This window comes from Altererythrobacter sp. C41 (assembly GCF_016803135.1).
GTDB lineage: Bacteria > Pseudomonadota > Alphaproteobacteria > Sphingomonadales > Sphingomonadaceae > Pelagerythrobacter.
In genome coordinates, this window is record NZ_JAEVFE010000010.1 from 22,481 (window position 1) to 48,954 (window position 26,474).

Annotated in this window: 20 protein-coding genes and 1 pseudogene; 9 read left to right on the forward strand and 12 right to left on the reverse strand. The window is 64.0% G+C overall.

From position 1 onward, the window contains the following. Positions 1–222: 222 nt before the first annotated feature. On the forward strand, positions 223–1,590 hold the full coding sequence (locus JNO53_RS13635; protein ID WP_203112482.1) for an amidohydrolase family protein: 1,368 nt from the start codon (positions 223–225) through the stop codon (positions 1,588–1,590). Positions 1,591–1,868: 278 nt separating this feature from the next. On the opposite strand, the gene JNO53_RS13640 is transcribed toward JNO53_RS13635, so the two are convergent. Further along, positions 1,869–2,189: a UrcA family protein gene (locus JNO53_RS13640; protein ID WP_203112485.1), complete on the reverse strand. Its 321-nt coding sequence runs from the start codon at positions 2,187–2,189 to the stop codon at positions 1,869–1,871. Between the two features lie 173 nt (positions 2,190–2,362). On the opposite strand from JNO53_RS13640, the pseudogene JNO53_RS15600 reads away from it, so the two are divergent. Together JNO53_RS15600 and JNO53_RS13645 are read left to right on the forward strand one after the other, a co-directional pair. After that, positions 2,363–2,602, forward strand: a pseudogene (locus JNO53_RS15600) (helix-turn-helix domain-containing protein); the annotation flags it as partial. Between the two features lie 15 nt (positions 2,603–2,617). Then, complete coding sequence (locus JNO53_RS13645; protein WP_238401926.1) at positions 2,618–3,334, forward strand: LysR substrate-binding domain-containing protein; 717 nt, start codon at positions 2,618–2,620, stop codon at positions 3,332–3,334. 451 nt (positions 3,335–3,785) lie between these two features. Here the strand turns inward: JNO53_RS13645 and nirD are convergent, their stop codons facing one another. The 6 genes from nirD to JNO53_RS13675 form a co-directional block, all read right to left on the reverse strand. Continuing rightward, positions 3,786–4,127 (reverse strand): nitrite reductase small subunit NirD, encoded by a 342-nt coding sequence (gene nirD, locus JNO53_RS13650; protein WP_203112491.1) that lies wholly within the window; start codon positions 4,125–4,127, stop codon positions 3,786–3,788. After that, complete coding sequence (nirB, locus tag JNO53_RS13655; RefSeq protein WP_203112494.1) at positions 4,127–6,616, reverse strand: nitrite reductase large subunit NirB; 2,490 nt, start codon at positions 6,614–6,616, stop codon at positions 4,127–4,129. The genes nirD and nirB overlap by 1 nt, the downstream gene beginning before the upstream one ends. Positions 6,617–6,671: 55 nt before the next feature. Next, a complete protein-coding gene (locus JNO53_RS13660) occupies positions 6,672–7,508 on the reverse strand; it encodes a formate/nitrite transporter family protein (RefSeq protein ID WP_203112497.1) in 837 nt (278 codons plus the stop codon). A gap of 14 nt (positions 7,509–7,522) precedes the next feature. Further along, on the reverse strand, positions 7,523–8,776 hold the full coding sequence (locus tag JNO53_RS13665) for an alginate export family protein (RefSeq protein ID WP_338015364.1): 1,254 nt from the start codon (positions 8,774–8,776) through the stop codon (positions 7,523–7,525). Between the two features lie 220 nt (positions 8,777–8,996). After that, entirely contained in the window at positions 8,997–10,205 is a 1,209-nt protein-coding gene (locus JNO53_RS13670; RefSeq protein ID WP_203112503.1) for an ABC transporter substrate-binding protein, read from the reverse strand. Continuing rightward, positions 10,202–10,783 carry an ANTAR domain-containing response regulator gene (locus tag JNO53_RS13675; RefSeq protein WP_203112506.1) on the reverse strand — a complete coding sequence of 194 codons (582 nt, stop codon included), beginning with the start codon at positions 10,781–10,783 and terminating at the stop codon, positions 10,202–10,204. Before JNO53_RS13675 ends, JNO53_RS13670 begins: the two co-directional genes overlap by 4 nt. Positions 10,784–11,301: 518 nt before the next feature. Between JNO53_RS13675 and JNO53_RS15405 the strand changes: the two genes are divergently transcribed. Beyond that, on the forward strand, positions 11,302–11,895 hold the full coding sequence (locus JNO53_RS15405) for a YdeI/OmpD-associated family protein (RefSeq protein WP_238401927.1): 594 nt from the start codon (positions 11,302–11,304) through the stop codon (positions 11,893–11,895). A 168-nt stretch (positions 11,896–12,063) separates the two neighbouring features. On the opposite strand, the gene JNO53_RS13685 is transcribed toward JNO53_RS15405, so the two are convergent. After that, positions 12,064–12,654, reverse strand: a complete 591-nt coding sequence (locus tag JNO53_RS13685) for a TetR/AcrR family transcriptional regulator (protein ID WP_203112508.1) — start codon at positions 12,652–12,654, stop codon at positions 12,064–12,066. A 105-nt stretch (positions 12,655–12,759) separates the two neighbouring features. Here JNO53_RS13685 and JNO53_RS13690 point away from each other — a divergent pair, with 105 nt between their 5' ends. Further along, positions 12,760–15,687 carry a DUF2339 domain-containing protein gene (locus tag JNO53_RS13690; protein WP_203112510.1) on the forward strand — a complete coding sequence of 976 codons (2,928 nt, stop codon included), beginning with the start codon at positions 12,760–12,762 and terminating at the stop codon, positions 15,685–15,687. A gap of 109 nt (positions 15,688–15,796) precedes the next feature. Here JNO53_RS13690 and JNO53_RS13695 read toward each other — a convergent pair whose 3' ends face one another. Genes JNO53_RS13695 through JNO53_RS13710 form a run of 4 tightly spaced genes read right to left on the reverse strand, consistent with a single transcriptional unit; the run spans position 15,797 to position 22,423 of the window. Then, entirely contained in the window at positions 15,797–16,102 is a 306-nt protein-coding gene (locus JNO53_RS13695) for a DUF2149 domain-containing protein (RefSeq protein ID WP_203112512.1), read from the reverse strand. Continuing rightward, positions 16,102–16,578: a MotA/TolQ/ExbB proton channel family protein gene (locus JNO53_RS13700; protein WP_203112515.1), complete on the reverse strand. Its 477-nt coding sequence runs from the start codon at positions 16,576–16,578 to the stop codon at positions 16,102–16,104. Before JNO53_RS13700 ends, JNO53_RS13695 begins: the two co-directional genes overlap by 1 nt. Next, entirely contained in the window at positions 16,565–20,455 is a 3,891-nt protein-coding gene (gene cobN, locus JNO53_RS13705; RefSeq protein WP_203112518.1) for a cobaltochelatase subunit CobN, read from the reverse strand. The genes JNO53_RS13700 and cobN overlap by 14 nt, the downstream gene beginning before the upstream one ends. Before the next feature lie 3 nt (positions 20,456–20,458). Then, positions 20,459–22,423: a TonB-dependent receptor domain-containing protein gene (locus JNO53_RS13710; RefSeq protein WP_203112521.1), complete on the reverse strand. Its 1,965-nt coding sequence runs from the start codon at positions 22,421–22,423 to the stop codon at positions 20,459–20,461. Between the two features lie 232 nt (positions 22,424–22,655). Between JNO53_RS13710 and JNO53_RS15410 the strand changes: the two genes are divergently transcribed. The 4 genes from JNO53_RS15410 (at position 22,656) to JNO53_RS13730 (ending at position 26,400) form a co-directional block, all read left to right on the forward strand. Continuing rightward, positions 22,656–22,991, forward strand: a complete 336-nt coding sequence (locus tag JNO53_RS15410) for a hypothetical protein (RefSeq protein WP_238401928.1) — start codon at positions 22,656–22,658, stop codon at positions 22,989–22,991. 376 nt (positions 22,992–23,367) lie between these two features. After that, on the forward strand, positions 23,368–24,132 hold the full coding sequence (locus JNO53_RS13720) for an ATP-binding cassette domain-containing protein (RefSeq protein ID WP_203112534.1): 765 nt from the start codon (positions 23,368–23,370) through the stop codon (positions 24,130–24,132). After that, a complete protein-coding gene (locus JNO53_RS13725) occupies positions 24,129–25,673 on the forward strand; it encodes an ABC transporter permease/substrate-binding protein (RefSeq protein ID WP_203112537.1) in 1,545 nt (514 codons plus the stop codon). Before JNO53_RS13720 ends, JNO53_RS13725 begins: the two co-directional genes overlap by 4 nt. 292 nt (positions 25,674–25,965) lie before the next feature. Then, positions 25,966–26,400 (forward strand): hypothetical protein, encoded by a 435-nt coding sequence (locus JNO53_RS13730; protein ID WP_203112541.1) that lies wholly within the window; start codon positions 25,966–25,968, stop codon positions 26,398–26,400. The last annotated feature ends 74 nt before the right edge of the window (positions 26,401–26,474 follow it).

Here is a 26,474-nt window from a genome sequence, read left to right on the forward strand (position 1 = left end):
CATAGCTGACATTCGCTAGCTCGAGTTAATCTACTGCAACCTGCCCTACATTCGTGCTCCAGCAGAGGAATTCGGGCTGTGAGTTGACCGACCGCTTCGAGAGGCTCACTCAGAAGAGCGGACGTGTTTGAGAAGCGCATTGGGCTTCAGACCGGTTGCCGAGGTGGGGCACTAACGTGCTATGCGCCATTCATGAGCACCCTCCCCGCAAGTAGACTGCATATGCCCCGGATCTTTGCCCGCTTCTGGGCCGTCATCCTCGTCGCGATCCTGGGCGCGCTGATCGGGACACCCGCTGCGGCGCAGTCTGCGCCCGACATCCTGTTCGTCAACGTGAACGTTGTACCGATGGACCAGGAACGAGTGCTTCGCGGTCACTCGGTCCTGGTCCGGAACGGTCGGATCGCTGCACTTGCGCCGCGCCTGACAGCACCGAAAAACGCTCAGGTCATTGATGGCGGCGGCACTGCCTATCTGCTTCCCGGGCTCGCCGATATGCACGTGCATGTTCGCGATCACGAAATGCTGGCGACGTTGCTTGCTAGCGGAGTCACCACGGTCCTCGATATGGGTGAGGCGCCCAATGCGATTGTGGGCCGCACGCGGGCCGCGGTGGAACGGGGTACTCTTCCCGGTCCACGCGTATTCGCAGCCTTGGCCGTTGATGGCTCTGAACGCTATGGCCATTTGGTCGTGCCGTCGCCGGAAGCGGCGCGTTGGGTGGTCCAGCTCGCCAAGGCGAACGGCTATGACTTTATCAAGGTCTACAGTGGGCTTTCGGCCGAGACATTTGCCGCACTCGCTGACGAAGCCACGTCGTCAGGCCTGTCTATCGTTGGTCACAACGTCGAAAGCACGGGTCTCGAACGGCAGATCGCCCACGGCCAAGGCATGGTCGCTCATCTTGAGGAGTTTCTTTACGGCTTCTTCCGTCTGCCGGAAGACGGCGATCCGCAGGCAGCGCCCGACGATTCTGAAATCTCTCGCGCCGTCGCTTTCCTGAAGCGAAGCGGAACTACGGTCACTGCCGATCTTGCCACCTATCAGGCGATCGCGGCGCAATGGGGTAAGCCAGAACAGGTCCAGGATTATCTGCGACTGCCGGCGGCACGTTATCTGTCTCCGGGTGATCGTATCGACTGGCGACGCAGCGGCTATCAACGACGCACGGGCAGCCTCGATCGCAGAGCTGCATTTCTGGGCCGCTTCGTACATGCGCTCGCCGCTTCGGGCGTGCCGCTGATTGCAGGTACGGACGCACCGACGATCGCTGGGCTTATAGCTGGTGACGCTCTGCACCGGAATCTCGCTGCGCTCGAAGCGGCGGGAATAAGCCGCTACGAGGTGCTTGCGACAGCAACGCGCCAGCCCGGCCTGTTCATCAAACGTACCCGCCCGCAAAGCGAACCGTTCGGGATGATTGCGGAAGGGAGCCGCGCAGATCTGCTCCTGGTTTCGGCAAATCCTCTCGACGACTTATCGGTGCTGCAGCGACCGCTCGGCGTCATGACAGCCGGGCGCTGGCATGATGCTCCCGCGTTGGCAGGGCTGCGCGATGGAGTCGTCCAGACTTACGCAACCGCGCGATGACAGCGCCATATCTTTCGCCGGCATAGCCGTTGTTTAACGGCCGGGAATGGCTCATCGAAAGGGGCTGTGCTTCTCAGATAGGCGCGGCAGGCGGAGGTGAGTGGGGAAGCGACTGTCCGATCTGCTGTATCGAAGGTCGGGAAACAGTCGATCGGCCGCGAGCCAGTTCCCATTCGGCGCGCGCGCCCCATGCTTCGCGCCGTCACGACGCCTCGTTGAACAACGCTGGCTCTGGCAGGGGCTCGCACGCCGACGCATTAAGTTCATTAAGGTGCGCGTTATCGACGGGCAGTCCGGAAAGCTGCCCGAGCTTTAGATTCTGCGAGCAACGAAAGGGCGTCGTTGGCGATTGCGTTGACAAATTGCTCGGTGAGATCGTCGGCGCAATACTGCTTCGCGGCTTTTGTCGCGAGTATGGAAGCTCTGTCGCAGGATTGCACCGACGTTCTTTCGATGCGGGCGAGCAGCAACTCGCGCGCAGCGGGTGTCGCTAGCTCATCCTCCCGAAAGGAGAAGTCGACCCGCTCGCGTGCATTGGCGGCGGAGGACGCGGACACGGCCAACAGTCCGGCGACGAGGAGAACCTTGGAACTTGGCATTATGAGCTTCCTTTCATGCTGCGCTGCAGTGTAAAAGGAGGCTTGCGGCGTTCCATCGCAAAGGGGGCAATGGGCCTTGCGATTCCGGTAAGCACGGAAAGAGGACTGTTATTCCACAATTACTTGCGGGCGATGACAGATGTCCGCTTGAATGATACGCGCTCAACGCAAAATTGTGCAATGCAGCGTGCTTCGCACATAGCGGATCAGCAACCGAGGAACTTGTCATTCGCCGCCTACCCCCGACCGGCTCTCTGGAAGCGTTTATCGCGGCCGCACGCGCTGGGTCTCTTCGAAAAGCGTCGGAGGACCTCAATCTATCGGTATCTGCCCTGAGCCGCCGCGTTCAGAAGCTCGAACTGCACGCGGGGCGCGCGCTCTTCAGCCGTGGGGGCAACGAATACCGCCTGAACGACGAGGGCCGCCGATTGTTCGCTGAGATCGAACAGTCCTTCGATGAGATCGTGTCTGCCTTCGAGCGGCGCGGCACGCCGGGAAAGAAGGGACTGGTCGTTGGCGTTCCGACCTCGTTCGCCACGGCTTGGCTGATCCCTCGCCTCGATCGCTTTCGCAAGAGCAACCCCGACATCGATCTTCGATTGGACACATCCGGCTCTCCGATTGAGAAGCTGGGCGAAAGTCTCGATATGATCATCTTCTTCGCTGAAGACGGCGCGGAGCGTGTCGAGTTCGAGAAGCTGCGTCCCCAGGGAGCCTTCCTTGTCGCGCGGGAGGGAGTCGTGGATCCCCTGGATGGCGTGAAGGCGGCCTTGCGCAAGACGCCGCTGCTCGTGCATCGCCATTTGCCGCACATCCTCCAAACCTGGGCAGCCGACCTGAAGCTACCGAAGGATGCCGATCTGACGATCGACTCGTTCGACGACGGTCCGCTGCTGATTGCGGCTGCGCAGAGCGGACTGGGAATGGCGCTCGTGCTTGAGGATATGGTCAACTTCTACGGAAATGCCGTGGGTCTGGTTCGGCCATTCGGCGAATATGTCCGCACGCCGTTCAGCTACGCGATTGCAGCGAAACCCGCATCGGGCAGCGTCCACGCGATCGACCGGTTCTACGGCTGGATCATCGAGGAGACACGCAAGGAAAGCGAGGCACGGCTCCCCACAAAAAAGCTGGAGACGTCGTAACGCCTCCAGCCAAAGTCATAGGAGAGGTGCCTGAAGGAACGACCTTCCGACCGGCCCGGCTTCGAGCATCTGACGCCGCATTGCCATCGCAGAGTCGGAAGGAGCGCGTTGCGATAAATGCAACGCTGTTGGGAGTCGCTCCTAGTCCGATTCCCCTGCTCGCGCTTCGGAGTTCCAGCTATGGGTATGCTGCTCAGTGCCAATTCCTTGCTATACAACTTCGCCGACATTGCGGACGTTCAGCGGTTCAAATGGTTTCCGTAAAGTTGCCGTCCATTCTTGCGCGCGGATCTTTATACACCCACGTCGCTAGGCAAATTGTAAGAATCTTTGGGGAAGCCGTCCCGACCGATCCCGCCAAGCTGACCACCGCCCGGCCTTGGCATCAGCAGGATTGATCATCCAAGCCAATCTCGATTCGGTTAGGCGGCCTCAGCTGGCAACTCGTCCATCATGCGGCCCGCTTCCGGACCACGCTCTCGCGCAGGAGATAGATCCGGCCGCAGTCGATCTTCAACGGTATGGTGGGAACGCAGCCCTCGTCACCGCCGAGGGCCTTGCCGCTCTTCAACGAAATACGCCAGTTGTGCAGCGGGCAGGTGACGCTGTCGCCATGAACGATGCCCTGGCTGAGCGGGCCTTGCCTGTGCGGGCACTTGTTGACCAGCGCGTAGAACTCGCCGCGCATGGTATGGAACACGGCAATCTCTTCGCCGCCGATCACTGGCAGCGTGGCCGCCATGCCCGGTTCGATCTGCGTGATCGGGCCGAGGTCGAGCCATGTCGCCTCCATTATGCGTACTCCATGCCGGCGGGGATGACGGTGGCGAGATGGCTGTGCAGATCGCGCCGTTCGCCGGCGGCGCGTTTGGCCCAAGGATCGTCCTGCATGAACTGTTGCGAATGGCGGAACCGGTCAGCCAGTTGTCGCACGGCGTCCGGGTCGTCGAACATCTGCGCCCTGATCCAGTCGAGCCCCTTGCGCTCGAGCCACGGTGCGGTCCGCTCGAGGTAGTGCGCATCCTCGCGGTAGAGCTGGATGAAGGCGGCGCAGGTTTCCAGCGCCTCCTCCTCGGTGGCGACCTTGCACAGCAGATCGGTGGCGCGCACCTTTATCCCGCCGTTGCCGCCGATGTGCAACTCATAGCCGCTGTCGACGCAGACCACGCCGAAATCCTTGATCGTCGCCTCGGCGCAGTTCCGCGGGCAGCCGCTGACCGCCATCTTGAATTTGTGCGGCATCCAGCTGCCCCAGCTCATCTGCTCGAGTTTGACTCCGAGGCCGGTCGAATCCTGCGTCCCGAAGCGGCACCATTCGCTACCGACGCAGGTCTTCACTGTGCGCAGGCTCTTGCCGTAGGCATGGCCGGAGACCATTCCTGCGGCATTCAGGTCGGCCCAGACCGCGGGTAGGTCTTCCTTCCTGACCCCGAAGATATCGAGCCGCTGACCGCCGGTGACCTTGACCATCCGTGCGCCGAACTTCTCGACCACGTCGGCGATCGCGCGCAACTCCTGCGGCGTGGTGATCCCGCCCCACATGCGGGGGACGACCGAATAAGTGCCGTCCTTCTGGATGTTGGCGTGGAGCCGTTCGTTGACGAAACGGCTCTTCTGGTCGTCCTCGTACTCGCCCGGCCAGGCACAGAGCAGGTAATAGTTGAGCGCCGGGCGGCAGGAGGCGCAGCCGTCGGGTGTGGTCCAGTGCAGCTCCTGCATCACCTGCGGGATCGCCTTGAGTTCCTTCTCGAGGATCAACCGGCGGACGTCGTCGTGACCGAAGCTGGTGCATTTGCACATCGTTTTGGGGCCGGCCTGAACCTGGTCGCCGAGTGTAAGCGCCAGCAGGCTGTCGACCAGCCCAGTGCACGAGCCGCAGCTGGCCGACGCCTTACAGGTGGAGCGCACCGCATCGAGGCTGGCGGCGCCCCCGAGAATGCACTGGACGACCTTGCCTTTTGTCACGCCGTTGCAGCCGCAGATTTCAGCGTCGTCCGAAAGGGCAGCAACGGCGGCATCAGGGTCCGCGAGCGCACCCCCGCGGAGCGCGAATGCCTGGCCGAAGATCAGCCCCTCGCGCAGCTCCGACACGTCCTCCTGCCTCTTCAGCAGGTCGAAGTACCAGTTGCCGTCGGCGGTGTCGCCGTAGAGCACCGCGCCGACAATGCGGTTCTCCTCGAGAACCAAGCGCTTGTACACGCCGCGCGCGGCGTCGCGCATGACGATATCCTCGCCCTCATCGCTGCCCGAGAAGTCGCCGGCGGAGAACACGTCGATGCCCGACACCTTGAGCTTGGTCGAAGTGACCGATCCCCCATACCCACTGGGCCGTTCCGTCACGTGATCGGCCAGTGCGCGGCACATCTCCCACAGCGGAGCAACGAGGCCGTAGCACTGCCCGCGGTGCTGGACGCATTCGCCGACGGCGAGCACGTCGGGGTCGGAAGTGACCATGTGGTCGTCGACCAGGATACCGCGCTCGCATTCGAGGCCGCTGGTCTTGGCCAGCATCGTCGCCGGACGGATGCCCACCGCCATGATCACCATGTCGGCCGGAATCTCGCGCCCGTCCTTCAGCCGCACGCCGGCGACATGGCCGTCCCTCCCGACGATCTCCTCTGTGTCCGCGCCGGTCAGGATCGTCTGCCCGCGCCGCTCCAGCTCCTGCTTCAGCAGCCAGCCGGCCGCCTCGTCGAGCTGGCGTTCCATCAGCGTCGGCATCAGGTGGACGACCGTCACGTTCATTCCGCGCAGCGAAAGGCCGTGCGCCGCTTCCAGCCCGAGCAGCCCGCCGCCGATTACCACTGCGTTGCCGCCCTGCTCGGCGGCGGCGAGCATCTTGTCGACGTCGTCGAGGTCGCGGAACGTGACCACGCCCGGCAGGTCGCGGCCGGGGACCGGGATGATGAACGGATCGGACCCAGTCGCGATCAGCAGCTTGTCGTAGGGCTCGACCCGGCCGGAGCGGCTGACCACCGTCTTACGCTCGCGGTCGATGTGGTCGACCGGATCGCCGGAGACCAGCTCGATATCGTTCTCGGCGTACCACTCGGCGGCGTTGAGCACGATCTCGTCGAAGGTCTTCTCGCCTGCGAGGACCGGGGAGAGCATGATGCGGTTGTAGTTCACCCGCGCCTCGGCGCCGAAGATCACCACGTCGAACCGCTCGCGGTCGCGTTCGAGGATTTCTTCGACGGCCCGGCACCCGGCCATGCCGTTGCCGATCACGACCAGCTTCTCCCGCGCCGGTCTGGCAGAATTGAAAGTCGTAGGGGCGTTCATCCGTATTGTTTCCTTTCCGCCATGCGCCTGTGCGGCAATGCAGGAGGGAGCGGCCTCACGCGGCGCGGGCGAGAACCACCGGGGCCGTCGCCCGGCTGGGGCTCGTGCGGATGTGCGTGGCGTAGAGGGTCAGGCCGGTGAAGGTCAGCCCGCCAACGAGGTTGCCCAGCACGGTCGGGATCTCGTTCCACCAGAGGTAATCGAGCACCGAGAACTCGCCGCCCATCATCAGCGCGACCGGGAAGAGGAACATGTTCACGATCGAATGTTCGAACACCATGTAGAAGAACAGCATGACCGGCATCCACATGGCGATCGCCTTGCCGCTGACGTTGGTCGAGACCATCGCACCGACCACGCCGGACGAGACCATCCAGTTGCACAGCATTCCGCGCACGAAGATCGTCATCCATCCGGCCGCGCCGTACTGGGCATAGCCGAGTGTGCGGTCGACGCCGATCCCGGCCAGCTTTTCGCCGACCGCGCTCGGCTCGGTCTGAAAGCCGTAGGTGAAATAGATGGCCATCAGCACCGCGGTCGTAAGAGCACCCGCGAAGTTGCCGGTAAAGACCAGCCCCCAGTTGCGCAGCACCCCGCGCCAGGTGCAGCCCGGCCGCTTGTCGAACACGGCCAGCGGCGCGAGGACGAAGACACCGGTGAGGAGATCGAAACCAAACAGGTAGAGAATGATGAAGCCTACCGGGAACAGAACGGCACCCAGCAGCGGCTCACCGGTCTGGACTGTGACGGAGATCGCGAACGCAGCGCCCAGCGCGAGGGTGGCCCCCGCCATGAAGGCGCGGATTAGTGTATCCTTGGTAGACATGAAGATCTTGGATTCGCCGGCGTCGACCATCTTGGAGACGAATTCACTCGGTGCGAGATACGACATTGCAAAACTCCCGGTTAGAAGCTGATTTCGGCCTGGAGCCAGAATTTCTCGGTATCGACGGCGAACTCGTCCGCCTGATAGTTCGCGTACTTCGCCAGCAGCCCGACCCGGCCGAGCTGGAAGCCGGCCGAGGCATCCCACTCGCTTCCGTAATCGAGCCCGGCGAAGTCGCTTTCGAACTTGTGGTAAGTGAGGCCCGCCTTCAGACCGGGCAGGAACGGTACGCCGAACGCGCGGCCGACCGTGAATGAATAGTCGCGCAGGCCGTTCGGCGGAGTGGTCGTGAACATGTCTGCCCAGCCGTTAAACGCGTGGAGCGTCGCGAGCGGAGTCTGGAAGGCGGCCACACCGCCGTCGCTGCCGAGTTCCTCGTAACTGGCGGCGAGATTGAAGCCGAATACGCCGACGCCGAGCTGTGCGGTGACGTAGTCCGCGTCGTAGGAAACCGGATTGGCGCCATAGTCGCTCTGGCGGGCGTAGCTGGCAGAGGCATTCAGCTTGACGGGATCCAGGGGGACGTCGGCACTAGCGAAAATCCCGTAGGTCTGGCTCGAGAAAGCGATCCGCGTGTCGTAGTCGATCAGATAGGCGAACGCCTTGCTCTCAACGACGGAGAGATCGATCCCGCCATTGAGCAGGACGAGATCGCCGTCGAAGTGTTCGTTCGGGCTGTCGCCGCCGAACACCGTTCGCTGCGAGATCGAGTAGGTCGCGTCGAGGGCGAAAGGGCCGATCTTCGCCTGGCCGCGCACGGCATCGAAGGTCTGCTCGTTCTGGCGCCAGCCGACGTTGCCGACGAAGCGTGCATTGTCGAGAATGATCCGCTGGCGTCCGATGATAACGCCGGTACCGTCCTGCATATATGACACCTGCAGTCGGTTAAGTTCGACGTTCTCGGGATCGGCAACGACCGGGAAGGACTCCAGACCGTTGCCGGGCAGCGTGTCGTTGTAATCGCCGGTCAGCGCCAGCGTGCCCTCGGCTTCGGCGAGGAACGAGAACCCGTCAATGGCAAGTTCGGCGCCGGCGCGGCCGCGCAGGGTGAGCGCTTCGGCGTCTTCGGGCATCCCCGCCTGATCGACGCTTTCATGGCGCAGGCGTGCGACAAGGATCGGATCGAGCGTTGCGCCGCCGCCGACCTCGACCGGATCGCCGGCCGCGGCCGTTGCTACTTGCGGCCAAGCCGTGCCCGCGAGCGCAACCAGCGCCCCGATCCGCACCCGCCGCGGACCGTGTTTCGTCTGAAAACCTGCGCCGTGATCGCCCACTCGAAACCTCGCCGGACCAGCGCACAACGCAAAAAAAAAGCCGCCACGACATGGCTTCCGGGAGGAAGCCAGATCGGGCGGCGACGTTGCCACGCAATGTAAGAACCGAACGGAAGTGTTGCTCGCTCCCGGCATTGGGGCGGCGTCCGTTCTGCAGGGAATGTTATCGAATCAGCGGGCGTTCGCAAGTATTTTTTGCGATGCAGCAAAAACTCGACTGTTAAGGAAGCCGGGCGAGGTACTCTTCCATCTTTTCCGGATCGAAGCTGGCACCGTCAAAAAAATTGTTTGGGGACAATGTGATAACGCCCTGCTGTGTGCCCACCGAGGTGAGCTGCGCGACACTTCCTTCCACCTTTGAACTGGCGCCCGGTAGGGGATCGCCGGTGTCGTACATTGCACTGCGATAGACATCCGGCCGAAAGACCGCCGCGGCCGCTGCGGCCTCCTCGGTGGAGAAAGGGGAGCGATCCCAGCGGATCATCTGGGCGTACAGCCACAGCGCCTGGCTGACCCAGGGGAAGTTGGCCGCCTCGCTGTACTGGAACATGAAATCCGGAAAGTGCACGGCCTCTGCTCCGGATTGCAGAACCAGGCGATCCGATATCGCGCGACGGATGAGCGCCGGATCGCCGCCGACATACTCGGGCCGTGCAAGGATCCTCGCATTCGCATCCCAGTTCTCCGGATCGACGAAGTGGCGGCCGGCCCTGCGCATGGCGCGGATCAGCGCCTCGAACGCAGGCCGCCGGCCATCCAGTACCGGCCGTCGCACCGCGAGGACCTTTTCCACGCCCCTTCGCCAGATCTGGGCGGTGGCAAGCACGATCCGGGCGACGTCGCGCTCGACCGCGAGGCTGTTCCACGGTTCACCGACACAAGCGCCGTCGATCTCCCCACTGGCGTAGGCGTCCGCAACGAAGGGAGGGGCAACGGTCACGATCTCGACGTCCTCGTCGGGCCTGATTCCGCAAGCTGCGAGCCAGTAACGCAGCATGTAATTGTGACTGGAATAGCGGTGGACCACACCGAAGCGGAGTTTCGCCCCAGCGCGTTTGCGCTCCGCCGCCTCGCTTGCCAGCGCGGCACCGAGCCGGCGGGGATCCTCGAACGTGCCCGACCGCGCGATCCTGCCGGCCAGCGCGGTGGACATCGTGACCCCATTGCCGTTTAGCCCGAGCACGAACGGCACGGCCAGCGGCTGCGCAGGGCGTCCACGGCCGAGGGTAGCGGCAATCGCCAGTGGCGCGATCAGATGCGCGGTGTCGGTGTGGCCGTAGAGCAGCCGATCGAGCACGGTTGCCCAACTCACATCGCGCTGGAAACTCAGTGCGAGCCCTTCCTCTTCGGCGAAACCATGCTCGTGCGCGAGGATCGGCAGGCAGGCGTCCGCCAGCGGGAGGAAACCGATGGTCAGTTGCTCGGTCACGTTCCGTCTCCCAGAAGATCGTGCGCCGTCACGACCGCTTCCGCTATCTCGGCGATCCGCCGGTTCGAACTCATCGCCTTGCGTCGCAGCTCCGCGTATGCCTCGGGCTCGCTGAGCTTCTTGCTATCCATCAGGATGCGTTTGGCGCGATCGATGGTTTCGCGTTCCGCAAGCTTGCCCTCGGCCGCCGCCAGATCGGCCTGAAGCCTGGCGAAGGCATTGAAGCGCTTGATGGCCAGGTCGAGCAGCGGCCTGATCCGATGGGCGGAAAGGCCGTCGACCACATAGGCGGAAACGCCGGCATCGATCGATGCGGCGATCGCTTCATCGTCCGACTCGTCGACGAACATTGCGATGGGCCGGGCGAGCACGCGGCTGACGGCAAAGTATTCCTCCAGCACGTCGCGCGACGGGTTGCCGAGATCGATCAGCACGACATCGGGCGCGAACGCTTCGAGCCGTGAGATGAGACCCTGCCGCTCAGTCAGGATGAATATCTCGCTATCGGGTAGCTGCGCCAGCCCTTCTTCGATGATCGACGCCCTCGTGGTGCTTTCGTCGATGATCGCGATCCGCATGGCGGCTTATTGCGGTGCGGGATGCAGCGAATGCAAGCTTGCTGTTACTCCAGGGCTAGTTCGCGCCCGTAGATTTCGATCGGTTTGCGTTCGGCTGCATGGAACCCGCAAGCCGCCCGCGGCCTTTTGCGGGCGGCCTTGAGGACGATGGTAGCGAAGATGAGAGGAGCAAGTAGGCCAAGCGTATCGCCGCGTTCAACCATCCCCCCAGCCCCACCATCCGACAAATGCGAACAGGATCGCCAAGACGGCAAGCTGAGCAAGGATGAGTTGCTTCACTGCGGCATCTCCGCGATCTTTGTCAGCCGTTCATCACGCGGCTCTTCATGGCGGGAGATTGCCTCGGTGCGACAGGGTCCGCAATGGAGTCGTGTGCGGACTGGCCTCTTCCCAATAAACGACACGCCGCCCAACATTGGGCACAGCGAACCGTCAGTCGACCGGAGCCGCCAACAAAGCTGTCCTACACCGGTGAGATGGGATTGCCTAAAAGCGGACGGTGGTTCAGCCTCGATGGAATGGACGATAGCGAACATCGCGGTGGGCTGCCGATCCGGCTATTTCAGGATCAACCGGCGTTCGAGGATTGGTTGTTGGCCGAGCCGCGGACGAGCAAGGGGCTGTGGCTCAGATTCGCGAAGAAGGCATCAACCCTCGCCACCATTTCAAAGGCCGAGGCCATCGATTCCGCGCTGTGCCACGGCTGGATCGATGGGCAGCTGGACAAATATGACGACATAAGCTGGATTGTCCGCTTCACGCCGCGCAGGCCAGCGAGCAAGTGGTCGGCGGTGAACCGCGGTCGCGCGCTGGAACTAATCGATGCGGGCCGCATGAGGGCAGCGGGACTGGCCGAAGTCGAAGCTGCAAAAGCGGATGGACGCTGGGCAGCGGCCTACGCGCCAGCGAGCCAAGCCGAAGTACCGGCCGATCTACAGGCGGCCCTCGATCGCTGTCCTGCTGCCGCGCAGTTCTTTGCAACCCTCACAGGCGCGAACCGGTACGCGATCCTGTACCGGATTGCTGCGGTGAAGAAGGCAGAAACGCGCGCGCGCCGCATCGCGGAGTTTGTGTCTATGCTGGAGCGTGGTGAGACAGTTCATCACCCGTAGTCGGCCTAGGGGATCGTAGCGGTTCGCGCCGACATAGCTGACGTTCCCAAGGCAAAAGTCAGCCGTCGTGAGCTGCCCTACGTTCAGGCACTGACTGGCGACGGTAATTGGGTCGAGGGCGGCCGCTCCGCTCCTGCATCAAATGCGCAAGCGGACGTCAGGCGGACCTCACTTCTGCGCGGCGAGGCACTCGCGAACGCGCGCGAGAGCACTACCCACCGGATCCGGCTCCTCCAGCAACGCGAAGGTCCCACTGACAACGTAGCTGCAGTGACCGTGCACCGTCGCAATCAGCGAGCGTGCAAAGCGATCCGCCCCTGGCATCGTCGGATCAGTCAGGACAGCACGCACTTCGTCCTCAACGATCGCGGTGAGCGCGGCGCGCTGACTATAGTCCGTCTCGCTCAGCTCGTCCGCGTCGACCAGGCGATGATCATAAATGGCCGACCAGAGATTCGGGTGCGCTAGCGCAAAGTCGAAATAGCCTTCGACAAGGCTCTTTATCCGGTCGTCGCCTCCCGCAGCCAGCCTCTCGCGCAGAAAATCTGCCCAGAGCAAGAAGGTATGCGAGTTGATTGCCGCGACAAGGCGATCGAGTGACCCGAAGACATTATAGATCGTGCCGACCGTATAGCCGGCGCGCTTGGCCACCTCGCGGCCGGAGAATTTGCCGAGGCCCTGCTCGGCCAGCAGCTTGTGTCCCTCCGCTATCAGCAAGGCGCGCAGCTGCTCGCGCGTATGATCGGATCGACGTCCCATGGGCGCCGCATAGCACAAAAATGAACGGTGTCTAATTTTCTAATTGAGCAATGTTCAGTTTTACGATACCCGTCGCTGACTGGTGATGAATTTGGGGCGTTAGCGATGGAAACCCTGCTGATATTCGTGCTTGCTGGCGGGCTCGCCTGGATATGGCAGCGGATGGAGGCGTTGGAGCGCAGGGTCGCCGAACTGGAGGACAGCACCAGCTTTCCCGAACAGGTCTGGACCGCCCAAGAGGTCAATCTACCGCCTCCTGAAGCCCCCACCCCGGCCCAGCCCGAGCACGGGTTCGAGCCTGACGTCGAGACCTCGCTTCCCCCGGATACACCACCTATCGCCGAAAGCCTGCCCCGCATCACAGAGGATGAGCTCGTAAGTGAGCCCTCGTTCCTCGAGCGCGGTTATCGCTTCCGGCCCAGCTTCGACTTCGAGGAGATCTTTGGCCGTCTGCTTCCGATCTGGGGCGGAGGCATCGCCTTGGCGGTTGCTGGCTTCTTCCTGGTTCGTTGGTCGATCGAGAAGGGGATGCTGACACAGTCCGTTCGTGTCGCGATGGGTTTCGGTTTCGGCACCCTGCTCCTAGCAGCAGCCGAACTGGCGTTCCGCTTCGAGCACCGAGTCAGCGACGCGCGCGTTCGGCAAGCGCTCGCCGGCGCCGGTCTCGCGACCCTGTACGCAAGCTTCTACCTCGCCGGCACCCACTATGGCTTGATAGGTCCAGCCTTCTCGTTTGCCGGACTGGCCGGTGTGACCGCGCTCGCGATCGGCCTCTCGTTCCGCTTCGGCCTGCCCAGTGCCGTTCTGGGGCTGATCGGCGGGTTTGCCGCTCCTGCGCTTGCGGGGAGTCCCGAACCCAACCTGCCCTTACTGGCAGCTTACCTCGCGCTCGTCACTGCCGGTTTGACGGTCACTGGGCAGAGACAGCGATATTCGTGGCTTGGGCTGGCTGCACTCGCCGGAGGCCTTGGCTGGGGTGCTTTGATGCTCGTGGCCGGACCCGCGGACGACGCGGCCGTTCTTGCGATTGGCGGCTATCTCGTGCTGATCGGCGCGCTGCTGCCATCCCTCCTGGGTAGCGGGCCGCTGGGAACCATAGGGCGCCTCGCGGCAGGTGGCCTCGCGGGCCTGCAGATCGCAGCCTTGGTCGATCGATCAGGCTACAGCCTACTCGCCTGGGGTTGCTATCTGCTCCTCGGCGCGGCGATTGCGATCCTGGGGACCCGGTTCGCTCGTATGCGAGAAGCCGGAGCCGTGGCAGCCGCCCTGTCGGTATGTCTGCTGGCTGCTTGGCCCGAAGCGCCGCGCGCCTGGTTTGCCGGAATTGCTGCTGCCAACGCGCTGGTGTTCGGCGCGACGCCACTCTTGCATGTCTGGAGACGGGAGGGCCGCGATATCGATTGGGCGCAGCTCGCCGCCTATCCGGTCGCTCTTATGGCCGCGAGCTGCCTTCAACTGGACCTCTCGCTTCTTGGCAGCAAGGCCATGCCGGCGGCGCTGAGCGCGTCTGGCCTCGCGGTGTTGCCGGCGGTCGCTGCCTGGATAGGCAGGCCCTCGCGCGAGGCTGAGTTCCACCCGGGCCCATTTGCGGCCGTGGCATCGGCTGCCGTCTTGGCAACACTTTCCGGTTTGCTCGCCGTGCCCGAATGGAGCGCACCTCTCGTGACCGCGGTGATAGCCGTGCCGATCTTCATCCTGATGCGCGAGCGGCCTGGCCATCTGCCCAAGGCACTGCAGTGGGGCGTCGCCCTTACAGGTCTCATTCTGCTGCTTGCCACAAGCCGCGGGCAAGAGATCGACCTGCTATTCGGCGAAGGCGGTGGTGCGCCCCATGGGCTCGAGGCGTTGCGTTGGCTCGCAGCGGCGGTGCCGTTCGGTCTGCTACTCCCCAGCGTGGCTGCCGGTCGGAGCCGATATCTCGGCGAGGCGCTCGCGGCTCTGCTGGGCTATGGCGCGGTCTCAATGCTAGTGCCGGGACTTTGGTTGCCCATCGCCATTACAGCGGCGTTTCTGGGTCTGGCCTGGCGCAGTCCGGACAGTTCCGGTGCCCTCGCCACCCTACTGATGCTTGGGGCTTTGTGGGCGATCGCGCCACTGGCGCATTGGTCGTTCGCAGGCATCCAGGCTCTGGTAGGCGAACCCGTCCTGCTGACGGACCTGCCCTCACTGGCTGACACGTTCCTCCAGATCGCGCCGCTCGCGCTGAGCGTAGGCGGTGCCGTGCTTCTGACACGCGGGGTCCTCCAACGGTATCGTCACATTGGCCTTGCGGCAGCGGCATCGCTTGCGGTGATCGTGCTCCACATTGCCTACAAGCAGGTTTTCGCGATTGTCGACATCGCCCGCTTCGTCGAGGCTGGTTTGGCCGAGCGGACGGTATGGCAAGCCCTGCTTGCGACGGCCGCGCTCGGCGCCGCGCAATTGCCCGGCAGGCTTCTCGCCTCCAAAACGGCAAGAGGAGCGCTTGTGCTGGCGGCGCTGAGCCACTTCGTTGTATTCAGCCTTGTACTTCATAACCCGCTTTGGGCGCAGCAAGCCGTCGGCGGCTGGCCGATCGCGAACCTCCTCTTGCTCTCTTACGGCATTGCCATCGGTATGCTCGTCTGGTTGCGCGCCCGGTACTTCGATGATGATGGGCAGGCCCGCTCGGCCTGCGACGCTGCCATCATGGTATTGATAGCACTCCTGGCGCTTTCCGAGCTGCGCCAGCTTTTCGCAGGGAGCATTCTTGTCGGACCTGTCGAACCACAGGAGGATCTGCTGCGCTCCATTCTCGCGATTGCCGTCGCGCTCGGATTTCTGGGCTGGGGCGCGCGATCCAGGCAGCGGAGCTGGCGTATCGGTTCGCTCGTCCTGATGCTGCTCGCCGTGTTCAAGGTCTTCATCTTTGACGCGGCCGGCCTCGATGGACTGGCGCGGATAGCCTCGTTCCTCGCCCTCGGCGTATGCCTGATCGGAATCGGCTGGTTCTATTCCAGGCAGCTTGTCGTCAGTCGCGGCGATGGCGGCGTTCAGGCGGATAGTGGCGAGTAGTCACCCGTTGTAATCGGCCCTATATTTCATGCCACTCGAGCCGACCTTACGATGCGGCCTATCGAGTTGGCCGCGCAGATGCCGCTCGGCGTATACCGCTTGCTGCCGGTCATTCAGGAACATAGACGAGATTCCCGTCGGGCAGCCGATACGTCGTCCCTGCCTTCACACCGCCTCCTTCGCCGAGCCTGTCCGTCGACGTGTAGCGCTCCAGCTTTTCTCCATCCTTTATCGTGATGGTCATGTCCTCGGTCCCGGGGTTCTCCACCACCATGACGTTCTCAGACTGGAACGGATTGAGCGGATTGCGAACGATCAGGACCATCAGCACCGCGGTGATCACGAGGAAGAGGTCGACCAGATTGACGACCGAGAGGATCGGATCGTCCGCCTCGTCATCTTCGAGGAAACGCATCACGCCGCCTCCGGCATGGTCTCAAGCGCGCGCAGTTCCTCCAGCAGCCAGCGGCGGCGGATGGTATAGATGAAGAACGAGATCGAGGCCGCGACCAACGCCAGGATAACGGAGGAGAAGGCGACGACCAGGTTCCTGCCGACGTCCGCAGCGTCGTTGGTGCCCAGCGCCAGCAAGGCAGGCCCCATCGGGATCATCGTTGCCACCAGACCGAGCATGGGTGCGCTGCGTGAGACGATCCGCAGCCACTCCAGCCGCCGCATGACGACCAGTTCAAGGCCCTCGGCGGTGCATCCCGTGCGCCGGCTGTGCTCCGCGAGGGGCTGACGGGCACGCCCGGCCGCCCTGGCGGCGGCTTCGGCGGCGAAGCGTCCAAGGCTGATCAGCGCGTAGGCGAGCGACGTCAGGATAAGCACGATGACGGGCACGAGGAACAGGCGGGAGGCATCGTAAAGGGCGGCTTCAAGCGCGAGCATCGGCAGTTTTCCACGTTCTGGAGGAGCGGCGGCTGCGTGCTTCAAGCAGCACGCCGATAAGGAACAACAGCACCAGCAAGATCGCGGCGGGCAGCTGCCCGCGAAGCGTCGTTGGCTCCGGCGGCTCCGGCGTCACCTGCCGCTCGAGGATACGGCCCATTATGGAGGGTGCTGGCTGTGCGGCCGGCGCAGGAACGGCGCGCGCGCGGGACGCTGCAGGTTGCGCGCCCATTACAGAACCCAGGCCGAAACCGCTGCGCTCGGCAGCATCGCTGGCGAGGTCGTCAGCAGCCGCGATAAGTCCTTGCAGTTCGCGCACGCGCTCGGCCAACGATTGGCGGGTTGCATCGTCGGCCTCCCAGTATCCGCGCGCTATCGCTTCCTGCATGCGCTCGACCATCTGCAGTTGCGCATCGGGGTGCACCTGCTCGAAAAAGCGATCGAGGCCGAGCTGGCGGGCATCGCGCACGTAAGTATCGTGCACCGCCTGCCATTGATCGGCACGCACGCTGCCGGGATCGGCGACCTGCCAGCCCCAGAGATTGTTGACGATGCCGAGCATCGTGTTGGCCCCGGCATAGCCTTCCTTCCGCATTTCCCCGATCCAGTGCGGATTGAGATAACGCACGCGGAGTTCGTCGGAGAGGAAGGAAGCGGCCGTGGCCATGCGCGCTTCTCCGGCACGCATGTCGGTGACGTAGAGATCGGGCGAACGGCCGGTCAGATGCCGGACCGCGAGCGACAGTCCGCCCAGGTGCTCGAACGGGTGATCGGTCGACAGCAGGCCGTGCAGATTGGAGGAGCGGCTCATTACTGCCGCATCCACATCGCGCAGCTGCTCGGCGAAGAGATTGGTGCCTTCGAGCTTCAGACCCCAGGCCCGCGCGCCATAGGCATATTGCATCCGCTCGAGGAAGGGATCGGCGAGTTCGCTCTCCTCCCCCCAGCTTTGGGCCTCGCCGCTACTGCCGCGGCCGATATCGTCGGGCAGGCCGGTGCCGTATTCGCCGGGAGCATTCGTGAAGATGCGCAGGCGGGAGAGCTCGCGCGCACGCTCCGGCTCGACGCCGCGCTCGATCAGAGCGCGCTCCAGTTGCCGTGCACCGGCCGCAGGTCCGCTGTCCTCGTCGAGGGCCGCGAGGCGGTCGATCCCGTCCGCAAGCAGACGCATGAAGGCGTCGAACTGGTCGCGATAGACGCTGGTCGGCTGCATCACGACGTCGATGCGCGGACGGCCGAGCTCCTCCAGGGGCACGATGTCCAGCCGCTCGACCCTGCCGCCACGACCCCAGACGGGGCGGAGCCCGAGCGCGTGAAGGATCTGCCCCTCGCCGATCCCAAGGGTGCGGATCGTCTCCCCGGAGAAGACCGAGAAAGCGATCTTCTCCGGCATCTCGCCGTGCTTGTGCTTGTGAGCCTCGATCATCCGCTCGAGCGCCTTGCCGCCTTCCTCGTAGGCAGCAGGCGCCGGCACTTTCTCCGCCTCGAAGGCGTAGAGATTACGGCCGCTGCGGATTTGCGGATTGCGGACGGGATCCCCGCCGGCGCCGGCGCGAACGAAACCTCCGGCAAGCCCGCCCAGCAGGGCTTCGGTTTCGCCGGGCTCCGCCAGGTTGCGATCATAGGACTCCGCGAGCTCGATCTGCTCGCGCAAAGCCGGGTCCTCGATCGCAGCGACATGCTCTCCCTCGCGCAGATAGCGTGCCAGCATGCGATAGGGCCCGCTCTCCTTGAGGTCGTCGAAATCTTCCGCGAACGCTTCCTGCGGATCGAGGCCGAGCGTGGCGAGATAGTCCGGACCCAATTGCTGCATCACCGTTGTCAGCCGCCGATCGGGCGCCGCGGAAGTGCCGAAGACGTGGAGCCCAAGCGGAATCGAGGCCCGGGCAAGCTGATGCAGGTGATCGTGCAACGCGGTATAGTAGCCAGGGAAATCGCGGGAGATCGCCTCGTCGCTCCAGCCCATGTCAGCGTCGAGCCGCGCGCTGCGAGCCTGTGTCACGATCGCTTCGGCCACACGGCCGCGCACCGGTCCTTGCTCAAGCTGTGCATATTGATGGATCAGCGCATGGATATCGCGCAGTTCGTCGTAGAGGCCGGAAGGGGCGAAAGCGGGTGTCTGGTGGCTGATCGTCACTGCCCGGCCGCGGCGCCGCGCCTGAAGCGCCTCGGCGACATTGTCCTGGATGTAGGGATAGAACACCGGCACATTGCCCACCAGCAGGAAGGGGTAGTCACCGGCCCACAGTCCGCGATCCTTGCCCGGCGTCCATTCCTGCGTGCCGTGCGTGCCCATATGGATGATCGCATCGGCCCGATGCTCCTCTCGCACCCAGAGATAGGTCGCAAGATAGCGGTGATCGGGCGGCGTGGCCTTGTCGTGATAGGCCGTGCCGGGATCCCGGCCGCGCGGCGGCTGCGGCAGGATGGTCAGCTTGCCAAGCGCCAAGCGCGGAATGACGAAATCGCCTCCAACGATGGCTGGGCTGTCTCCCGGCGCCCCCCATGTGGCCACGACCTCCTCGCGGCGTGAGGCAGGCAACGTATCGAGCCACGCCTTGTAGGTGGCGAGCGGCAGGCGTGCCGCAAGATTGCGGTCCAGCAGGCCCTCCAGCGTTTCCGGGCGATAGAGCCCGCCCAGCATGGCCTGGCCCGATGCGATGAGCGCTGTGCCTTCCTCCGGCGCGACATCGTAGCCGGCGGCCGCGAGATCGCGCGTAAGCTTTTCGAGGCTCAGCGGCAGGTTGAGATTGGACGCGGCAAGGTTCTTCTCGCCTTGCGGATAGTTCCAGAAGAACAGCGCCAGGTGTTTGGAAGCGGCGGGCATCGTGCGCAGTGCAACAAGGCGCGCGAGCTTGGCTGCCAGAAGCTCGACCTGCTCGGGAATGGGTATGGGGACGCCGTCCTCCACCGCGCTGAGCACGATGGGATCGGCAACGCCCCATGCTTCCGGGACCGTCAACATGACCGCAGTGGAAGATCCGCCAACGCCCGATATGCCTTTGCGCCACTCCGCCACCGTAGCCGACCTTTCATTCAGGCCCTGAAGGACGGGAATGTTCAGCGCCTCGAACTCGGCCGTTCGCGCGTCGCCGTCCTGCATATGGGTGAGGTTGACGAGCGCCTGCGCCTCAAGCGGGCGGATCATGCTCGTGATGCCCTGCGGATCACGCTCGTCGTACCAGAAGAAGATCGGCGTCAGACCATGCGCAGCGGCGCCTTTTGCAAGGGCCTCGATGACTTCGGTCTGCATGTCGCGGATCGCGCCGCCGGAAATGGCGACGGCGACCACCGGCCGCGCCGCCCATCCCTGCTGCTCCATCCAGCGCTCGACCTCCCCGGAGGCGGAGAAAAGTTGCGGCGCCTGCGGGTGGTAATAGCCGGTATCGGGCATTGACCGGGGCGGCGGCAGCTCATCGAGGCTTTTCCCGGCCAGAGCGAGCGGTACTGCGGCGACGAAGGTCTTGAGATTGGCCGCCCCGCCGCCGGCATAATAACCGATCAAAGACCGCGCTGCAGCGGCAGACAAGTTGCCGAAACCCGGCGGTCCGCCGCCGACGCTCAGCCACGGGACCGAAAGCGCGTCCAGAGGCCCTAACGCTTGCTTCGCCGCCGCCATGTCACCGGGGCGCGGGCCATCGAGCACGAGAAGATCGGCGCCGACGGCGAGATCTCCATCACTTTGTCCGCCCTCCCCGATCTGGACCCACTCGAGGCGATAGCCCGCTTCCTGCGCCCAGGCCTGCATCGGCTTGAACTTCGCGGGCAAAACGAAGGGCGTCGTCACGATACGGACGACCGGCCGGGCCGTTTGCTCCTGCGCCGCAAGCGACGACGGGAGCAGCAGCAAGCAAAGGACCAGAAGCAGCCGCAGCATCGGTCAGAGCGACATGCCCAGTCCGACGAAGAACACCCGGCCAGGCTCGGCCACGCTGTAAAGCGCGGACTCTTCGGCCAGCCGCTTTTCGAAGATGTTGTCTACGCCCGCCTTGAGCGTCAGCTTGTCGTCGAGATCGTGGCTGACGTCGATCGACCACAGATCGTAGCCGTCGAGCCGCAACGGCTCCGTGCTGGCATAGACCGTCTGCTTGCCGATATAGCGACCGCGCAGGTTGAACAGCGTAGCATCGGTGGCCTGCCACCCCAGCTGCAGCTTGGCGCTGTGGTTGGGGCGTTCGGCCAGTTCCTGATCGGCGGAGAGGTCGCGCGGATCGACATAAGTGTAGCTGGCCGACAGGGTCAGCGCGTCGACCGGCGAGACCTCGCCGCCGACTTCGAGCCCGCGAATACGAGCACTGTCGACGTTCAGATAGGTGCGCCGCTCCTGCCCGCGGACGCCGCAGCTCTCGACACATTCGGTCTGCACCAGATTGGAAAGATCGTTCTGGAACAGCGTGACGCCCAAGTTCCAGTTCGCGCTGTAATAGGCCGTTCCGAGCTCGTAGCTCGTGCTCGTCTCCGGCTCGAGATCGGGATTGCCAGTGATGATGAAGCGCCCGCCGGCGGCAACCGTGATGTAGCCCGGCGAAAGCTGCTTCAGCGTCGCCGCCTTGAACGCTTCGCCCATGCCGCCGCGGATGACGAGGCCATCCACCGGCTCGACCACGAGATAGGCGCGCGGGCTGGTTTTCCAGCCGTAGGCAGGATGATGATCGAAGCGGCTGCCAAGGGTGAGCGTGGCGTCCGGCGTGAGCTCCCACTCGTCCTGGATGAAGACGGCGTCGTGGTTGACGCTGTCCTCGCCCTCTGCGTTGATCGTGAGATCGCGGAGCTTTTCGTTGCGGTGTTCGGCGCCGATCGTCAGCCGGTTGCCGGCAAAGGGCATCACGGCGAGCCTTCCATCCACCACGATGTCTGTCGCCTTAGTGGGAGCGGTCGGCTCCTGCTCCTGGTCGCGCTCGTTCACGCGCTCGAGTACGGAACGGTATGCGCCCAGCTGAAGCTCGCCCCAATTCCAGGTACCGGTATAGGTGCCCGAGAGGCGCGATCGGGTGATGTGGTCCTGATACGCGTAATAGACAGGGTTCGATCCGGTCGTGACGGTATCGCGGGTCCGATCGTCGTCGCTGGCCATATAGCCGAGCTCGATCCGCTGACCCTCGGCCGGCTTCCACCAGCCGATCACGCTGCCACTTAGTGCCGCGCGTCCCTCGAGCTCGCTCTGCAGCGGGTCCTCTTCGCTCTGTGTGCGGCCGCGCCGGCGATACTCGCCCCAGGCGACCAGACCGAACTGCTCGTTGAGCGGCCCGCCCACCAGAGCGGCAACCTGGCTGGAATCGCCACCTTCACCGTCGCGGAAGCCCTGCAAGGCGAGCGCACTGACTTCGAGCCGGTCGTCGGGACGGCGGGTGATGACATTGATGACGCCCGCCAGCGCCTCCGAGCCGTAGAGGGCCGAGAGCGGGCCGCGTACCACTTCCACCCGGTCGATCGCAATGCCCGGCACCCAGCCAAGATTGAAATCGACATGGGCCATGTTGGCGCTGGCATCATTGATCCGCCTGCCGTCCACCAGCGTCAGCACGTGCTCTTCCGACATGCCGCGGATCGAAATGCCCCGGCGCGACATGCCCACCGAATTGATCAGAACGCCTGGCTCGTTTTCCACCGCTTCGGCGAGATCCTGCACTGGTCGCCGGCGCAGATCACTGCCCGCGATAACCGAAATGGTGGCAGGCGCCGTCCGTATCTCCTGAGAGGTCTGAGAGGCCGTCACCACGATCGAGGATCCGTCGAGACTCTGCTGGCGCTCCTCGCGCTGCTGTGCGCTGCTATCCTGCTCCTCTGCGTGGCCGACCTGCGAAACGGCGAGCGCCGTAAACGCCAAAAATCTCAACTTTCCCATGAGTCCCTTCGATCCGCTGGGATCATCCGATGGCTTCCGGGACGAACGACCCTGCCGATTTTCCATGATGCCGTGCCGATCCCACAGCACGATTCGCTACACGTTATAACGTGTCATTTCCATCTAGCAACAATGGCTGCACGCGGCTCGATGTTGGAGAATGGGCCCAAAGTGGTTAACCCATGTGAAGGGCTGCGCTGTGGTGGGCGTGCAGGAGCGGGGGGAGGTCGTCATGCACTTGCTGGCAAAGCTGGTGCATCTGCTGAGGTTAAGAGGGTCGGAATCTTTAATGGCTACAGAGTGCATCGCATATCGTGACAGTCGAGGGGAGCTTCACGCCACCGCTGAACGAGCGACCCTTGCCGATCTGGCATCCGTTCTGGGACGTGTCGGAGAAGATGGAGGGATGACGAACGGTGTCGCCAAACTGATCTTCGACCGGCGAGACGATATCGAACGCGTGTTCGCCGAGCACGATGCGATATTGGTCAATGCGTCCGCGGGAGAAAGGAATCCTGACGTGACGGCGGAAATCGACAATGACAAAGTCGTCGAGATTTCCGCATGACGCAAGGCCGGGATGATCGCACGAATGCAACGCTCGCGGGCTTTGCGCTCCGGTGTCCGGCGCGCTTCATGATCAACCGAGGACAAAACAGGCAATTCCGCCGCCATCTCGGCTTTAGGACATGAGCCAAAAGCCGCTCTTGAAGCGAGAGGCGACACACGAACGCCGCCTTACGAGGCGCCCGGCAGAGTACCAGAGGCGGGGATGTAGCCGCCTATGCTACCGCCCTTGGCTATCGAGGCGCACGACGGCGGTGACCGCGCGCTCATGGCCGAACGGATTGCTGAGGTAGCAAATCCAGGCGGGCCAGACGGTCTTCGAAAGAGCCCTGCCCAATGTTGCTTGCGAGTGCCAACGCCGCCTAAAGGTGGCAGCCATGCCAGCGCTCAAAAGCGAACTGCGCCTGACAGGGCTTACCAAGCGTTTCGGCAAATTGCGCGCGATCGATGGCCTCGATCTCGCTATCCCACGAGGTAGCTTCGTCGCTCTGGTGGGCGCATCAGGCTCGGGCAAGTCGACCTTGCTCAAGACGATTAACCGGCTGGTCGAACCCGACGAGGGCACGATTCTGTTCGAAGGCGAGGATGTGCGCGCGATTCGCGCGCCCGCGCTGCGGCGGCGGATCGGCTATGTCTTCCAGTCGATCGGCCTGTTCCCGCATATGACGGTGGCACAGAACGTCGGCATCGGGCCGCGTCTTGCGGGTCACCCGATCGGTAGGGAGCGCGTCGCCGAGCTGCTCGAACTGGTCGAACTCGAACCCGATCATGCCGCGCGCATGCCCAATGAGCTTTCAGGCGGGCAGCGCCAGCGGGTCGGCGTGGCGCGTGCGCTGGCGGGCAACCCGCAGCTTCTGCTGATGGACGAGCCATTCGGCGCGCTCGACCCGGTCACGCGCGATGCGCTCGGCAAGCGCGTGCGCGAACTGCACGAACGCCTTGGCCTGACGACGCTGATGGTGACCCACGACATGGCCGAAGCGCTGCTGCTGGCAGAGCGGGTGCTGGTGATGGCGAAAGGGCGAATCGTCGCCGACGAGACTCCGCGTGCACTGCTCGCCGGGGCGGGGAGCGAGGAGGCACAGGCGCTCGTCGCCGTGCCGCGCGATCAGGCCGATGCCATCGCGGAACTGGAAGAATGAGCCCGATCCTCGCCATCCTGTTCGGCCTCGGCGACAAACTCGCCGCGCACGTGCTGCTCTCTGCCGCGGCGATCGGCCTCGGCATCGCAGTCGCCCTGCCCCTTGCCGTCTGGGCGAGCCGTTCGCCATCGGTCGCGCGCATTGCGCTCGGCTTCGCCAGCCTCGTCCAGACCATCCCGGCGCTGGCGTTGCTTGCGCTGTTTTTTCCGATCCTGCTTTCGCTGCGCGCGGTGTTCGGCGAGGGACTGCCGACACTTGGCTTCCTCCCAGCGCTCCTCGCACTCGCGCTCTATGCGCTGCTGCCGATCCTTCGGAACGCGGTGACCGCGCGCGAGCATATGGCGCCCGGCGTGCTCGAGGCGGCGGACGGCGTCGGCATGACCTCCTGGCAGAAGCTGCGGCTGGTCGAGGCGCCGCTCGCTGCGCCTTATGTCATGGCGGGGGTGCGAACCGCATCGGTATGGACGATTGGCGCCGCGACGCTTTCCACCACCATCGGTCAGGCGAGCCTGGGCGACCCGATCTTCGCCGGACTGCAGACGCAGAACTGGGCGCTCGTACTCGCAGGATGCATCGCCAGCGCCGCACTCGCACTCATGGCCGATCTGCTACTGGGCACAATCGAGCGCGGGTTCGCGGCGAGGCGCAAGCGGCTCGTATGGGGAGCCGGGACGCTCGCCCTGCTCGGCATCGCCGCAGCGGCCTACGCGCAGCTCGATCTCGACAAGCGCGGCGACACCGTCGTGATCGGAGCCAAGAGCTTCTCGGAACAATACATTCTCGCCCGGCTGATCGGGCAGCGGCTACGGGATGCCGGCTATGCGGTCGAGTACCGCGATGGGCTCGGCTCCGCGGTGGTGCACGATGCAATTGCTACCGGCGCGATCGATATCTCGGTCGATTACACCGGCACGCTCTGGAGCAATGAGATGAAGCGCGACGGGAACCCGGGGCGCGAGGCGATCTACCAGGCCATCGTCGCGTGGGAGAGAGAAACGAACGGCATTCGCGTGCTCGGCCGGCTAGGGTTCGAGAATGCCTATGCGCTGGCGATACGCGAGAACCGGGCACGTGAACTCGGCGTCCGATCGCTGGCTGATCTGGCGCCGGTTGCATCCCGCCTCACCGTGGGCGGCGATCCGGAGTTCTTCCGCCGTCCCGAATGGTTTGCGGTCCGCGAGAGATACGGTCTCAGCTTCGGCCGTCAGCGCACCTTCACTCCGACGTTCATGTATAACGCGCTGCGATCCGGCGAGGCCGACGTCATCGGCGCCTATACATCCGACGGCCGGATCGCCGCCGACCGGCTGGTCGTGCTTGAAGATCCGAAAGGCGCCTTTCCGGCGTACGACGCTCTCCTCCTGATCGCGCCCGACCGCGCCGAAGACCGGAAGCTCGCCGCGGCGCTCGAACCACTGGTCGGAGTGATCCACGTGGAGGCGATGCGCGATGCCAACCTCTCGGTCGACCGCGCCAAAAACAAGCTCACCCCCGCCGAAGCCGCCCGAGAGCTGGCAGAGCGATTGCAATTGCCGTCCTAGTCCAAGCCTTCGGCGATGACCTTGGTCGCGCTTCCCGTGGCCGGTTTAGATGCGAAGCCGTCCGGACGGAACGATCATAGCAGTCTTCCGGACCGCCTTCTGACGGCAGAAACTCAGCGGGATACGTGCCGTCTGCATCGCCCCGTTGACAGCTACCCCCAACATAGCGGTCGTCTAGCTGCCAAGTTTGCCCAACCGAAACCGACGGTATGTTCACGCAGACGTATTGAGGCGCCTGCGGACGGATCGCAGTTGCTTGCAAGTCAGGCGGCGGCCTAATAGCGCTTGGCAGATGAAAAGGCCTGTTCTCCTCGCAGTTCTTGCGGCCCTGCTTCCCGCCAGCACCTATGGCCAGTCAGAGACACCCATCCTCACGGGGCGTGCGGCTATCGAGCGCATCAGCGGCAATACCATCGTTCTTGCTCCGGCGATGCCTATGCCGACCCTCGCCGTCAGGGCCTTCATATATTTCAGCCCGGATGGGCGCGCGATCATGCAAATGTCGACGGGCGAGCGGGCGAGCGACGAGAGGATAGCAGAAACAAGAACGGGAAGCTGGTCGATCGACGATCAGGATCGGCTGTGCGTGGTCGAAGAAGGCAAGGCCCTGAGGGAGGAGGATTGCATCGGCGTGAGGATCGCGGGCGATACCGTTCATTCCGAGCCGGAAAGCGTTTTTCGAGATACGATCGCCACCCTGCTGGAGGGTAATCCGCGAGGACTTTGAAGCTTCTCGCCGCTTCAATGAAACGATTTTTCGTAGACTGGCGTTAGCACCCCATCGTCTACTCACGACGGCGG

Excerpts from the sequence above, each read along its gene's own strand:
- JNO53_RS13635 (WP_203112482.1), top strand. The coding sequence starts at position 223 with ATGCCCCGGATCTTTGCCCGCTTCTGGGCCGTCATCCTCGTCGCGATC.
- JNO53_RS13640 (WP_203112485.1), bottom strand. The coding sequence starts at position 2,189 with ATGCCAAGTTCCAAGGTTCTCCTCGTCGCCGGACTGTTGGCCGTGTCC.
- nirD (WP_203112491.1), bottom strand. The coding sequence starts at position 4,127 with ATGGAGGCGACATGGCTCGACCTCGGCCCGATCACGCAGATCGAACCG.
- nirB (WP_203112494.1), bottom strand. The coding sequence starts at position 6,616 with ATGAACGCCCCTACGACTTTCAATTCTGCCAGACCGGCGCGGGAGAAG.
- JNO53_RS13660 (WP_203112497.1), bottom strand. The coding sequence starts at position 7,508 with ATGTCGTATCTCGCACCGAGTGAATTCGTCTCCAAGATGGTCGACGCC.
- JNO53_RS13675 (WP_203112506.1), bottom strand. The coding sequence starts at position 10,783 with ATGCGGATCGCGATCATCGACGAAAGCACCACGAGGGCGTCGATCATC.
- JNO53_RS15405 (WP_238401927.1), top strand. The coding sequence starts at position 11,302 with ATGGACGATAGCGAACATCGCGGTGGGCTGCCGATCCGGCTATTTCAG.
- JNO53_RS13685 (WP_203112508.1), bottom strand. The coding sequence starts at position 12,654 with ATGGGACGTCGATCCGATCATACGCGCGAGCAGCTGCGCGCCTTGCTG.
- JNO53_RS13690 (WP_203112510.1), top strand. The coding sequence starts at position 12,760 with ATGGAAACCCTGCTGATATTCGTGCTTGCTGGCGGGCTCGCCTGGATA.
- JNO53_RS13695 (WP_203112512.1), bottom strand. The coding sequence starts at position 16,102 with ATGCGTTTCCTCGAAGATGACGAGGCGGACGATCCGATCCTCTCGGTC.
- JNO53_RS13700 (WP_203112515.1), bottom strand. The coding sequence starts at position 16,578 with ATGCTCGCGCTTGAAGCCGCCCTTTACGATGCCTCCCGCCTGTTCCTC.
- cobN (WP_203112518.1), bottom strand. The coding sequence starts at position 20,455 with ATGCTGCGGCTGCTTCTGGTCCTTTGCTTGCTGCTGCTCCCGTCGTCG.
- JNO53_RS13710 (WP_203112521.1), bottom strand. The coding sequence starts at position 22,423 with ATGGGAAAGTTGAGATTTTTGGCGTTTACGGCGCTCGCCGTTTCGCAG.
- JNO53_RS15410 (WP_238401928.1), top strand. The coding sequence starts at position 22,656 with ATGCACTTGCTGGCAAAGCTGGTGCATCTGCTGAGGTTAAGAGGGTCG.
- JNO53_RS13720 (WP_203112534.1), top strand. The coding sequence starts at position 23,368 with ATGCCAGCGCTCAAAAGCGAACTGCGCCTGACAGGGCTTACCAAGCGT.
- JNO53_RS13725 (WP_203112537.1), top strand. The coding sequence starts at position 24,129 with ATGAGCCCGATCCTCGCCATCCTGTTCGGCCTCGGCGACAAACTCGCC.
- JNO53_RS13730 (WP_203112541.1), top strand. The coding sequence starts at position 25,966 with ATGAAAAGGCCTGTTCTCCTCGCAGTTCTTGCGGCCCTGCTTCCCGCC.